Annotated in this window: 1 protein-coding gene (running past one end of the window); it reads left to right on the forward strand. The window is 75.7% G+C overall.

All coding sequences use genetic code 11. The features are described from left to right. Window positions 1–13,512, forward strand: the end of a protein-coding gene (locus ACGF0D_RS00050; RefSeq protein WP_392913160.1) for a type I polyketide synthase. The gene continues 20,520 nt to the left of window position 1, outside the view; 13,512 of the gene's 34,032 nt are visible here — the last part of the coding sequence; the start codon falls outside the window, past its left edge; it ends in the stop codon at window positions 13,510–13,512. The last annotated feature ends 155 nt before the right edge of the window (window positions 13,513–13,667 follow it).

Here is a 13,667-nt window from a genome sequence, read left to right on the forward strand (position 1 = left end):
GGGCTTGAGGGCCCGGCGGTCACCGTCGACACGGCCTGCTCCTCCTCGCTGGTCGCTCTGCACTGGGCCATCCAGGCCCTGCGCAGCGGCGAGTGCACGATGGCCCTGGCCGGCGGTGTGACCGTGATGGCCACCCCGGGCGCGTTCATCGAGTTCAGCCGCCAGCGCGGCCTCTCGGTCGACGGCCGCTGCAAGGCCTTCTCGGCCGACGCGGACGGCACCGGCTGGGGTGAGGGTGTCGGCATGCTCCTGCTGGAGCGGCTGTCCGACGCGCAGCGCAACGGCCACCAGGTGCTCGCGGTGGTCCGTGGCAGTGCGATCAACCAGGACGGTGCCAGTAACGGCCTCACCGCCCCGAACGGCCCGTCCCAGCAGCGGGTGATCCGCCAGGCCCTGGCCAACGCCGGACTGTCGGCCGAGCAGGTCGACGCGGTCGAGGCGCACGGCACCGGCACCTCGCTGGGTGACCCGATCGAGGCGCAGGCGCTGCTGACGACCTACGGGCAGGAGCGTGCCGAAGAGCCGCTGTGGCTGGGCTCGTTGAAGTCCAACATCGGTCACACCCAGGCGGCGGCCGGTGTCGGCGGCATCATCAAGATGGTCATGGCGATGCGGCACGGCATGTTGCCGCAGACGCTGCACGTCAACGAGCCGTCGCCGCACATCGACTGGGCCTCGGGCGCGGTCGAGCTGCTGACCGAGGCCCGGCCGTGGCCGGAGACCGGGCGTCCGCGTCGCGCGGCCGTCTCCTCCTTCGGCTTCAGCGGTACCAACGCGCACGCCATCATCGAGCAGGCCCCCGAGGCCGCGCCGATCGAGGCGGCTCCGGCCGACGAGGCCACGGGCGTGCTGCCCTGGGCTCTGTCGGGTCGTACCGAGGCCGCGCTGCGGGAGCAGGCGCAGCGTCTGCTGGCGGCGGTCGCGGACGAGCGGCCGGCGCACGTCGGCTACTCGCTGGTGTCCTCGCGGGCGGTGTTCGAGCACAAGGCCGTGGTGGTCGGCGACGGGCGGGACGAGCTGCTCGCCGGTCTCCGTGCGCTGGCCGCAGGGGAGAGCGCGTCGTCGGTGGTCCGGGGTTCCGGATCGGGCGGCAAGGTCGTCATGGTCTTCCCGGGGCAGGGTTCGCAGTGGCTGGGCATGGCCCAGGGGCTGCTGGCGGATGAGCCGGTGTTCCGTTCCCGGATGGAGGAGTGCGCCAAGGCGCTTGCTCCGCATGTGGATTGGGATCTGCTCGACGTCGTCGCGGGTGAGGACAGCGACTGGATGGAGCGGGTGGACGTGGTCCAGCCGGTGCTGTTCGCCGTGATGGTCTCCCTGGCTGCTCTGTGGCGTTCGTACGGTGTGGAGCCGTCGGCGGTGGTGGGGCACTCGCAGGGCGAGATCGCCGCCGCTGCCGTCTCCGGTGCCCTCTCCCTGGAGGACGCCGCGCTGGTGGTGGCGCTGCGCAGCCAGGCGATCATCGAGCTCTCGGGTCTGGGTGGCATGGTGTCCGTTCCGCTGCCCGCCGAGCAGGTGCGTGAACTCCTGGAGGGCCGCGAGGGAATCTCGATCGCGGCGGTCAACGGCCCCAGCTCGGTGGTGGTCTCCGGCGATGCGGACGCCCTGGACGAGCTGATGGAGCACTGCACCGGGCAGGAGATCCGGGCGCGTCGCATCGCGGTGGACTACGCCTCGCACTCGGCGCACGTCGAGCGCATCGAGGCCCGTCTCGCCGAGCTGCTGTCCCCGGTCACGCCCCGCGTTCCGGAGATCCCGTTCCACTCCACCGTGACCGGTGAACTGATCGACAGCGCTTCGCTGGACGGCGCGTACTGGTACCGCAACCTCCGCCAGACGGTGGAGTTCGCGGCGACCATCGAGTCCCTGCTGGCGTCCGGCCACTCGCAGTTCGTCGAGGTGAGCGCCCACCCGGTGCTGACCGTCGGCATCCAGGAGTCCATCGACGCCTCCGGCACCGAGGCGAGCGTCCAGGGCACACTGCGCCGCGACCAGGGCGGCCGGGAACGCTTCCTGACCGCCCTCGCCGAGGCCTGGTCTAACGGCGCCACCGTCGACTGGAGCGCCCAGTTCCAGGACACCGCAAGCCGCGTCGACCTGCCCACCTACGCCTTCCAGCGCGAGCACTACTGGCCGAAGCCCGCCGCCACCCCGGCGGTCGCCGGCACGGCGGCGGCCTCCCCGGCCGACAGCCGCTTCTGGGAAGCCGTGGAGAGCGGCGATCTCGACACGCTGGTGCGGCAGTTGGACCTGGAGGCGTCCGGTGACGGTGCCGCCCTGGCCGCTGCCCTGCCGCTGCTCTCGGCCTGGCGCCGTCAGCAGCGCGACCACTCCACGGTGGACAGCTGGCGCTACCGGGTGGACTGGAAGCCGCTCGCCGAGGTGCCGACCGGCACGCTGACCGGCGGCTGGCTGGTCCTCGTCCCCGCCTCCCTCGGAGCGGAGGACCCGCTGCCGGCCGCGGTCGCCGAGCTGCTGGCCGAGCACGGTGCGCAGCCGAGCGTGCTGCGGGTCGAGGCGGGCGGGGCGGTCGCTGCCCTGGCCGGGGCTCTCGCCGCGGCCGCCGAGGAGGGCGTGACGCCGTCCGGCGTGCTGTCGCTGCTCGCGCTGGACGAGGCGCCGCACGCCGAGCACCCGGTGGTCGCGTCCGGGCTGGTCGACACCGTCGACCTGGTCCGGGCCGTCGCCGAGCACGGCGGCGTCAACGGTGGCCTGAACGGCGGCGCGAACCTCCGGCTCTGGCTGGCGACCCGGGGCGCGATCGCGACCGGTGGCGCCGACCGGCTGCACAGCGCGGCGCAGGCGCAGGTCTGGGGCCTAGGCCGGGTGGCCGGACTGGAGCACCCGGAGTGCTGGGGCGGCCTGCTGGACCTGCCGGCCGAGCTGGACGCGCGCTCCCGGGCGCGGGTCGCCGCCGTCCTGGCGGGGATCGGTGACGAGGACCAGGCGGCCGTCCGCTCCTCGGGCGTGTTCGTCCGACGGCTGCGGCGCGCCCCGCTGGGCGACGCGCCGGCCGCCGTGGCGTGGCAGCCGCGTGGCACGGTGCTGGTCACCGGCGGTACGGGGGCGATCGGTGCCCACGTCGCCCGCTGGCTGGCCGAGAACGGCGCCGAGCACCTGGTGCTGACCAGCCGTCGGGGCCTGGACGCGCCCGGCGCGGCCGAGCTGCGCGAGGAGCTGCTGGGCCTCGGTGCCCGGGTGACGGTCGCCGCGTGCGACGTCGCGGACCGGGCGTCGGTGGCCGAGCTGGTCGCGGGTCTGGCCGGGCAGGGCGAGCCGGTGCGGGCGGTGATGCACGCCGCCGGTGTCGGGGACTCGGTGCCGCTGGCCGTCACCGGTGCGGCCGAGCTGGCCGCGAACGCCCAGGCGAAGATCGCCGGCGCGCGGCACCTGGACGAGCTGCTCGGGGACACCGAGCTGGACGCCTTCGTCCTCTTCTCCTCCAACGCGGGGGTCTGGGGCGGTGGCGGCCAGGGCTCGTACGCCGCGGCCAACGCCGGCCTGGACGCGATCGCGCGCATGCGGCGCGAGCGCGGCCTGACGGCCACGTCGGTGGCCTGGGGTGCCTGGGCCGAGGGCGGGATGTCGGACGGCACGGCGGGCGAGCAGATGCGCCGCCGCGGCCTGGTGCCGATGGACCCGGAGCTGGCGCTGACCGTGCTGCGGCAGGCGCTGGAGCAGGACGAGACGTTCCTGGCCGTGGCCGACGTCGACTGGCGGCGGTTCGCCCCGGCCTTCGCGGCCGCCCGGCCGCGTCCGCTGATCGCGGAGGTGCCGGAGGCCCTGGCCGCGCTGGCGGCCGACGCCGGCGCGGGTACCGGCCCGGACGGCGGCTCGCCGCTGCTGCGGAAGCTGACCGCCCTGCCGGCGGGCGACCGTGACCGGGTCCTGCTGGACCTGGTCCGCACCGAGGCCGCCGCGGTCCTCGGCTACGGTTCGGCCGCCGAGGTCGACCCGGCCCGGGCCTTCCGGGAGCTGGGCTTCGACTCGCTGACCGCCGTCGAGGTGCGCAACCGCCTCAACGCGGCCACCGGCCTGCGCCTGCCCGCCACGCTGGTGTTCGACCACCCGACCCCGGCCGCCCTGGCCGCCCTGCTGCGCACCGAACTGCTCGGTGCCGCGGACGAGCCGGTCACCGGGACGGTCGTGGCCACCACCGTCCGGGAGGAGGACCCGATCGCGATCGTCGCGATGAGCTGCCGCTACCCCGGCGGCGTGCGGTCCCCCGAGGAGCTGTGGCAGCTGCTGGCCGCCGGCGGTGACGCCGTGGCCGGCTTCCCGGCCGACCGCGGCTGGGACCTGGAGGGGATCTACCACCCGGACCCGGAGCACGCCGGGACCAGCTACGCCCGCGAGGGCGGGTTCCTGTACGACGCGGGCCGCTTCGACGCCGAGTTCTTCGGCATCAGCCCGCGTGAGGCCCTCGCGATGGACCCGCAGCAGCGCCTGCTGCTGGAGACCTCGTGGGAGGCGTTCGAGCGGGCGGGCATCGACCCGGCGGCCCTGCGCGGCGGCCAGGTCGGCGTCTTCCTCGGTGCCGCGCCCTCGGGTTACGGCTCCGGCCTGACCGAGCTGCCGGAGGGCGTGGAGGGCCACCTGCTCACGGGCAACGCGGGCAGTGTGATCTCCGGCCGGATGGCGTACGCCTTCGGTCTGGAGGGCCCGGCGGTCACCATTGACACCGCCTGCTCCTCCTCGCTGGTCGCCCTCCACCTCGCGGCGCAGGCGCTGCGCGGCGGCGAGTGCTCGATGGCGCTGGCCGGCGGTGTCGCCGTGATGGCGACGCCGGGCGCGTTCGTCGAGTTCAGCCGCCAGCGCGGGCTGGCCGCAGACGGGCGGTGCAAGCCGTTCGCCGAGGCCGCCGACGGCACCGGCTGGTCGGAGGGCGCGGGTCTGGTGCTGCTGGAGCGGCTGTCCGACGCGCGGCGCAACGGGCACCCCGTGCTCGCCGTCGTCCGGGGCTCCGCCGTCAACCAGGACGGCGCCAGCAACGGCCTGAGCGCGCCGAACGGTCCGTCCCAGCAGCGGGTGATCCGCGCGGCGCTGGCCGACGCCGGGCTGTCCGGCGGCGAGGTCGACGTGGTCGAGGCGCACGGCACCGGCACGGTGCTGGGCGACCCGATCGAGGCGCAGGCGCTGCTGGCCACCTACGGCCAGGAGCGCGGCGAGGACGACGAGCCGCTGTGGCTGGGCTCGCTGAAGTCCAACCTCGGCCACACCCAGTCGGCCGCCGGTGTGGCGGGCGTGATCAAGATGGTGCTGGCCATGCAGCACGCCGTCCTGCCGCGGACGCTGCACGTGGACGAGCCGTCCACGCACGTCGACTGGACGGCCGGTGCGGTGGAACTGCTGAGTGAGCAGCGGGACTGGCCGCAGACCGGGCGGCCGCGCCGGGCCGGTGTGTCGGCCTTCGGTGTGAGCGGCACCAACGCCCACGTCATCCTGGAGCACGCCCCGGCCGTGGAGCCGGAGCCGGCAGAGCCGGCAGAGGCTGTCGGGGTCGAGGGCCCCGCGCTCGTGGCGCTGTCCGGCCGTACCGAGGTCGCCCTGCGCGACCAGGCCCGCCGGCTGAGCGCGCGGGTGGCCGCCGACGCCGGGCTGCGCCCGGCCGACCTGGCCTACTCGCTCGCGGTCGGCCGCACCGACCTGAACCGTCGCGCGGTGCTGCTCGCGGACGACCGGGCGGAGCTGCTGCGCTCGCTCGCGGCCCTGGCGGAGGGTGGTACGGCCGCCGGGCTGCTGCGCGGCACCCCGCGCGGCGGGAAGCTCGCGTTCCTGTTCACCGGTCAGGGCAGCCAGCGGCTCGGCATGGGCCGGGAGCTGTACGACGCCTTCCCGGTGTTCGCGGACGCCTTCGACGCGGTCTGCGCTCGGGTCGAACTGCCGCTGCGCGAAGCCGTGTTCGGTGAGGACGCCGCGGTTCTCGCCCGTACGGAGTTCACCCAGCCGGCGCTGTTCGCCGTCGAGGTGGCGCTGTTCCGGCTGTACGAGAGCTGGGGGGTCCGTCCAGACGTCCTGGCCGGTCACTCGATCGGCGAGCTGGCGGCCGCGCATGTCGCGGGTGTCCTCTCGCTGGACGACGCCGTCACCCTGGTGGCGGCCCGTGGCCGCCTGATGCAGGCGCTGCCCGAGGGCGGCGCGATGGTCGCGGTCAAGGCCACCGAGGCCGAGATCCTGCCGCTGCTGACCGAGAACGTCAGCATCGCCGCGATCAACGGGCCTTCCTCCGTGGTGGTTTCGGGCGACGAGGATGAAGTCCTGGCGATCGCCGGGCAGTTCGAGAAGACCAAGCGGCTGCACGTCAGCCACGCCTTCCACTCGCCGCTGATGGACGGCATGGTGGCGGAGTTCCAGGCCGTCGCCGAGGGCCTGTCCTATGCCGAGCCGGTGATCCCGGTCGTGTCCAACGTGACCGGTGAGCTGGCCGCGGCGGAGGAGCTGTGCTCGCCCGAGTACTGGGTGCGGCACGTCCGCGAGGCCGTCCGCTTCGCCGACGGCATGCGGACGCTGGAGGCCCAGGGCGTCACCACGTACCTGGAGCTCGGCCCCGACGGTGTGCTCTCGGCCATGGGCCAGGACTGCGTCGACGGGCAGGACGCGGCCTTCGCCGCCGCCCTGCGCGCCGAGCGGCCCGAGGCGCGGACCGCGCTGGAGGCGCTGGCCGCCCTGCACGCGCACGGTGTGACGCCGGACTGGTCGGCGCTGTTCGCGGGCACCGGTGCCCGCCGGGTGGACCTGCCGACCTACGCCTTCCAGCGCGAGCAGTACTGGCTCGGCGGCCCCGGCACGGCCCAGGCCGCGCCGGCCGACGGCCACCGGGACCCGGCGGAGACCGCGTTCTGGGCGGCCGTGGACGAGGGTGACCTCGCCGGGCTGGCCCGGACCCTGGACGTCACCGGGGAGCAGCCGCTGAGCGCGGTGCTGCCCGCGATGTCCTCCTGGCACCGGGGCCTGCGCGAACTCGCCGAGGCCGCCGACTCGGCCTACCGGATCGCCTGGCAGCCGGTCACCCCGGCCGCCGGGGCGCCGACCGGCACCTGGCTGGTCGTGGTGCCCGCCGAGCGGGCGCAGGACGCCGACGTCCTGGCCGTCCGGCGGGCGGTCGCCGAGGCCGGCGCCGAGCTGCTGGTGCTGCCGCTGGCCGAGGAAAGCCTCGACCGCGACGAGACGGCGGCGCGGCTCGGCCGGGCCCTGCCGCAGGACCGCGCCCTGACCGGGGTGCTGTCCCTGCTGGCGGTGCCGGCCGAGCGGGCCGGGGAGGAGGACCTGCTGGCCCGGACCGGCGCGCTGGTGCAGGCGCTGGCCGACGCCGGTGTGACCGCCCCGCTGTGGGTGGCCACCCGGGGCGGCGCGGTGGTCGACGCCGACGGGCCGGTGCGCCCGGAGCGGGCGCGGCTGTGGGGCCTCGGCCGGGTGCTGGCGCTGGAGGCGCCGCAGGCCTGGGGCGGTCTGATCGACCTGCCGGAGGAGCTGGACGAGCGGGTGCTCGGCCGGTTCACCGAGGTGCTGGGCGCGGCCGACGGCGAGGACCAGCTGGTGCTGCGCTCCTCGGGCGTGTCGGTGCCGCGCCTGGTCCGGGCGGCGCGCCGCCCGCTGCCGGGCGACCGGTGGTGGGACGGGGCCGGGACGGTGCTGGTCTGCGGCGCCGACGGCGTGGTCGGCGAGCGGCTGGCCGCCCGCCTGGCCGCCGGCGGGGCCGAGCACCTGGTGCTGGCCGGCCGGACGGAGCGGGACGAGGAGGCGCTGCGGGCCGAGTTCGGCGTGCCGGTCACCGTCGTCGACGCCCCGGCCGGCGACCGCGCCGCGCTCGCCGCATTGCTGGAGCGCCACCCGGTGACCGCCGTGGTGCACGCCGGTGCCGCGACCCCGGTCGGGGCCGTGGACGGCGTCCCGCCGCGGGAGTTGGCGGCGGCCGTGCGCGAGCGGGTCGCCGAGGTGCGCGCGCTGCACGAGCTGACGGCCGCACTGCCGCTGACCGCGTTCGTGGTCTGCTCCACGGCGGTCGGCGTCCTCGGCGGCGTCGGACACGGCGTGGACGCGGTCGCGCACGCGGAGCTGGCGGCCCTGGCCGCCGAGCGCCGCGCGGCCGGGCTGCCGGCGACGGTGATCGCCTGGGGCCCCTGGGCCGAGGAGGCCGAGCGCGCCGGGACCACCGGTGCGTGGGAGCGGGCGGGCCTGCGCCCGCTGACCGCGCGGGCGGCGCTGGCGGCACTGCCGGGCGCCCTCGCGGAGCCGGACGGCGCCCCGTTGGTGGCGGACGTGGACTGGGCGCGCTTCGCGCTCGGCTACACCGCGAACCGGCCCGGCCTGCTGATCGGCGACCTGCCCGAGGTGCGCGAACTCGCCCGGGCCGTCCCGGCCGGCGCGGACTCCTCGCTGGCCCAGCGGCTGGCGCAGGTGCCCTCGGCGGACCGTGACCGGGTGCTGCTGGACTTCGTCCGTTCCGAGGTGGCGGCCGTCCTCGGCCACACCACCCTGGACGCGGTGGAGCCCACCCGGGCGTTCCAGGAGCTCGGCTTCGACTCGCTGATCGCGGTGGAGCTGAGCAAGCGCCTCGCCGGGGACACCGGGCTGAAGCTGTCGCCGACCCTGGTCTTCGACCACCCGAACGCCACCGCCCTGGCCGACCACCTGCGCTCGCGGGTGCTCGGCGCCCAGGACGGCGACGGCCTGCCGGTGGCGGCCCGTCACTCGGCCGAGGACGACGACCCGATCGCGATCGTCGCGATGGCCTGCCGCTACCCGGGCGGCGTCCAGTCGCCCGAGGACCTGTGGCGGCTGGTGTCGGAGGGCACCGACGCGGTGACCGCGTTCCCGACCGACCGCGGCTGGGACCTGGCCGGGCTGTACGACCCGGACCCGGCCAAGAGCGGCAAGAGCTACGCCCGTGAGGGCGGGTTCCTGCACGACGCGGCGCAGTTCGACCCGATGTTCTTCGGCATCTCGCCGCGTGAGGCGCTGGCGATGGACCCGCAGCAGCGGGTGCTGCTGGAGGTCACCTGGGAGGCGTTCGAGCGGGCCGGGATCGACCCCGCCGCCGTGCGCGGCGACCGGGTCGGCGTCTTCGCCGGCACCAACGGCCAGGACTACGCGCCGCTGCTGGAGGGTTCGCAGGAGGCCGAGGGCCTGGTCGGGACCGGAAACGCGGCGAGCGTCGCCTCCGGCCGGATCTCCTACACCTTCGGGCTTGAGGGCCCGGCGGTGACGGTGGACACCGCCTGCTCCTCCTCGCTGGTCGCCCTGCACCTGGCGGCCCAGTCGCTGCGCAGCGGCGAGTGCTCGCTCGCCCTGGCCGGCGGTGTGATCATCACCTCGACCCCGGGTGTGTTCGTCGAGTTCAGCCGCCAGCGCGGCCTGGCCGCCGACGGCCGCTGCAAGTCCTTCGCCGCGGCGGCGGACGGCACCGGCTGGGGCGAGGGCGCGGGCATGCTCCTGCTGGAGCGCCTGTCCGACGCCCGTCGCAACGGCCACCGCGTACTGGCGGTCGTCCGCGGCAGCGCCGTCAACCAGGACGGCGCCAGCAACGGTCTGACCGCCCCCAACGGCCCGGCCCAGCAGCGCGTCATCCGCCAGGCCCTCGCCAACGCCCGCCTGACCGCCGGTCAGGTCGACGTGGTCGAGGCGCACGGCACCGGAACCCGCCTCGGCGACCCGATCGAGGCGCAGGCGCTGCTGGCCACCTACGGCCAGGAGCGCGGCGAGAACGGCGAGCCGCTCTGGCTGGGCTCGCTGAAGTCCAACATCGGCCACACCCAGGCGGCGGCCGGCGTCGGCGGCATCATCAAGATGGTGATGGCGATGCGGCACGGCGTCCTGCCGAAGACCCTGCACGTGGACGAGCCGACGCCGAACGTCGACTGGTCGGCGGGCGCGGTCGAACTGCTCGCCGAGGCCAGGGACTGGCCCGAGACCGGTGCACCGCGCCGCGCGGGCGTCTCCTCCTTCGGTGTCTCCGGCACCAACGCCCACGTCCTCATCGAGCAGGCCCCGACGGCCGACCAGGCCGGGCCGGCCGTCGACCGCGACGCGGAAGGACCGGCGGCCGACGCGCTGCCCTGGGTGCTCTCCGCCCGTGGCAAGGCGGCCCTGCGGGCCCAGGCCGAGCGGCTGCGCGGCTTCGTCGAGGACAACCCCGGCCTCGCGCCGGCCGACCTCGGCCACGCGCTGGCGGCGACCCGCTCGACGTTCGAACACCGGGCCGTCGTGCTCGGCTCCGACCGTGCCGAGCTGCTCGCCAGCCTGACCGCCCTCGCCGGCGGCAGCGGCAGCGGCTACGTCCAGGGCCTGGCCCGCAGCGGCCGCACCGCCGTCGCCTTCACCGGGCAGGGCAGCCAGCGGCAGGGCATGGGGCGTGAGCTGTACGAGGCCTACCCGGTGTTCGCGGACGCCTTCGACGCGGTCTGCGCTCGGGTCGAACTGCCGCTGCGTGACGCCGTGTTCGGTGAGGACGCTGCGGTTCTCGCCCGGACGGAGTTCACCCAGGTCGCGCTGTTCGCGGTCGAGGTGGCGCTGTTCCGGCTGGTGGAGAGCTGGGGTGTCCGTCCGGACTTCCTGGTGGGCCACTCGATCGGTGAGCTGGTGGCCGCGCACGTCGCGGGCGTCCTCTCGCTGGACGACGCCGTCAGGCTGGTCGCGGCGCGTGGCCGGCTGATGCAGGCGCTGCCCGAGGGCGGCGCGATGGTGGCGGTCAAGGCCTCGGAGGAGGAGGTGCTGCCGCTGCTGACCGCTCAGGTGAGCATCGCGGCGATCAACGGGCCGACGTCGGTGGTGGTTTCGGGCGAGGAGTCCGAAGTCCTGGCGATCGCCGGGAAGTTCGAGAAGACCAAGCGGCTGAGTGTCTCGCACGCGTTCCACTCGCCGCTGATGGACGGGATGTTGGAGGAGTTCCGGGCTGTTGCCGAGGGGCTGACGTACAGCGCCCCGCGCATCCCGGTGGTCTCCAACGTCACCGGGGACATGGCCACGGCCGAGGAGCTGTGCTCGCCCGCGTACTGGGTGCGCCACGTCCGCGAGGCCGTCCGCTTCGCTGACGGGATGCGCACCCTGGAGGCTCAGGGCGTGACCACGTACCTGGAGCTGGGCCCCGACGGTGTGCTCACCGCCATGGGCCAGGACTGCGTCGACGCCGACGGCAACGCCGTCCTCGTCGCCGCCCTGCGCGGCGACCGGCCCGAGGCCCGCACCCTGCTCGGGGCCGTGGCCCGGCTGCACGTCCAGGGGGCGGCCGTCGACTGGCCGGCCCTGTACGGGAACCGGCCGGTGCCGGCGCTCGACCTGCCCACGTACGCCTTCCAGCGGCAGCGTTACTGGCCCGAGGCCGTCACGGCCGACGCGCCGGCCGCGCCCTCCGCAGCCGCCGACCCGACGGAGGAGCGGTTCTGGACGGCCGTCGAACAGGGCGACCTCGCCCGGCTCGCCGACACGCTGGACGTCGCCGAGGAGAACCGCTCGGCGCTGCGCGAGGTGCTTCCCGCACTGACCGGCTGGCGCCGGCAGAGCCGGGAGCGCGCCACCCTGGACGCCTGGCGCTACCGGGCCACCTGGCAGACCCTGCCGGAGGACCCGGCAGCCGGGCTCACCGGCAGCTGGCTGCTGGTGGCGCCCGCCGACGGCCCCGGTGCCGAGCTGGCGCAGGCCGCCGCGGACGCCCTCGGCGGACACGGCGCCGACGTCCGGCAGCTGACGGTGGTCACCGGCGAGGCGCAGGCCGAGGGCTTCGCCGCCCGGCTCGCCGGCGCGGCCGCCGACGGGGACGCCCCGACCGGCGTGCTCTCGCTGCTCGCCCTGGACGACCGCCCGCACCCCGAGCACCCCGCCCTGTCGGCGGGCGTGACCGCGAGCGTCCGGCTGGTCCAGGCGCTCGGCGAGGCCGGCGTCGCCGCCCCGCTGTGGCTGGCCACCAGCGGCGCGGTCGCCGCCGGAGCCGGCGAGCGGATCGAACACGGCGGCCAGGCCCAGATCTGGGGCCTCGGCCGGACCGCCGCCCTCGAACACCCGGACCGCTGGGGCGGTGTGATCGACCTGCCCGCGACGCTCGACGAGCGGAGCGGCCGCCGCCTCGCGGCCGCCCTGGCCGCCGGCGAGGGCGAGGACCAGCTGGCGGTGCGCGCCGACGCCACGTACGTCCGGCGCCTGGAGCACGCTCCGCTGCCGGCCGGCCCGGTCGACGGCTGGCAGGCCCGCGGCACCGTCCTGGTCACCGGCGGCACCGGCGCCCTGGGCGCCCGGGTCGCCCGCTGGCTGACCGCCAACGGTGCCGAGCACCTGGTGCTGACCAGCCGCCGGGGCGCCGACGCCCCGGGCGCGGCCGAGCTGCGCGCGGAGCTGGAGGGCCTCGGCGCCCGGGTCACCCTGGCCGCCTGCGACGCGGCCGACCGGACCGCGCTCGCGGCCCTGGTCGCCGGGCTCGCCGAGGCCGGCGACCCGGTCCGGGCGGTGGTGCACGCGGCAGGGGTCAGCCAGGCCTCGCCGATCGGTGCCACCGGAATTTCCGAATTCGCCGACGTGGTGAATGCGAAGGTGGCCGGAGCGGTGCACCTGGACGAATTGTTCGGCGCGAATTCCGAACCGCTCGACGCATTCGTCCTGTTCTCCTCGATCGCCGCCACCTGGGGCGGTGCCGGCCAAGCCGGATACGCCGCGGCCAACGCATTCCTGGACGCGCTCGCCGAGCAGCGCCGGGCCGCCGGCCTCACCGCCACCGCGGTGGCGTGGGGCCCGTGGGGCGGCGGCGGCATGGCCGCCGAGGACGACGCGGAGGAGCAGCTGCGCCGCCGCGGCCTGCCGGTGCTCGACCCGGAGACGGCCATCGCCGCCCTCGGCGCGGCCCTCGACCACGGCGACACCGCGGTCACCGTCGCCGACGTGGACTGGGCGCTGTTCGCGCCCGGCTTCACGGCGGTGCGCCACAGCCCGCTGATCGGCGACCTGCCGGAGGTCCGGCGGGCGCTGGGCACCGACGGCGCCGCGGACCGGGCGGACGACGGCGAGGCCTCGGCCGAGCTGCGCGGGCAGCTCGCCGAGCTGCCGGAGGCCGGCCAGGAGCAGCTGCTGCTGGACCTGGTCCGCACCCACGTGGCCGAGGTGCTCGGCCACCACGGGGTGGAGGAGGTCGAGGCCGACCGGGCGTTCAACGAGCTCGGCTTCGACTCGCTGACGGCGGTGGAGCTGCGCAACCGGCTCAACCTGCTGGGCGGGCTGCGACTGCCGTCCTCGCTGGTGTTCGACTACCCGACGCCGCTGGCGCTCGCCCGGCACCTGCGCACCGAGCTGGCCCCCGACGGCGCGCCGAGCGCGACCGACCTGCTCGGCGAACTCGACCGGCTGGAGGCCGCCATGGCGGCCGCCGCGCCGGACGACCTGACCCGGACGAAGATCAAGGTCCGGATGCAGGCGCTGCTCTCCCAGTGGGACGACGGTCCGGGCAAGTCCGAGCCGGTGGGCGGCAGCGCGTTCGACGCCACCAGCGACGAGGAACTCTTCGCCCTCATCAACCGCGACCTCGGGAGGGGATGACGCCCATTCGGAGCGAATGGCCGTGAATTCTCCGTCGTGAATCCGTCGTGAATTCGGGCCGCTGAGCGGGGGTCGGGAATTGTCCCGACCCCCGCTTCGTCATGGGGGCCCTAGGGGGGCTGGTAGGGGTTGTCCGCCTTCACCGCCCTTCATAG

This window comes from Kitasatospora sp. NPDC048298 (genome assembly GCF_043201465.1).
Lineage (GTDB): Bacteria > Actinomycetota > Actinomycetes > Streptomycetales > Streptomycetaceae > Kitasatospora.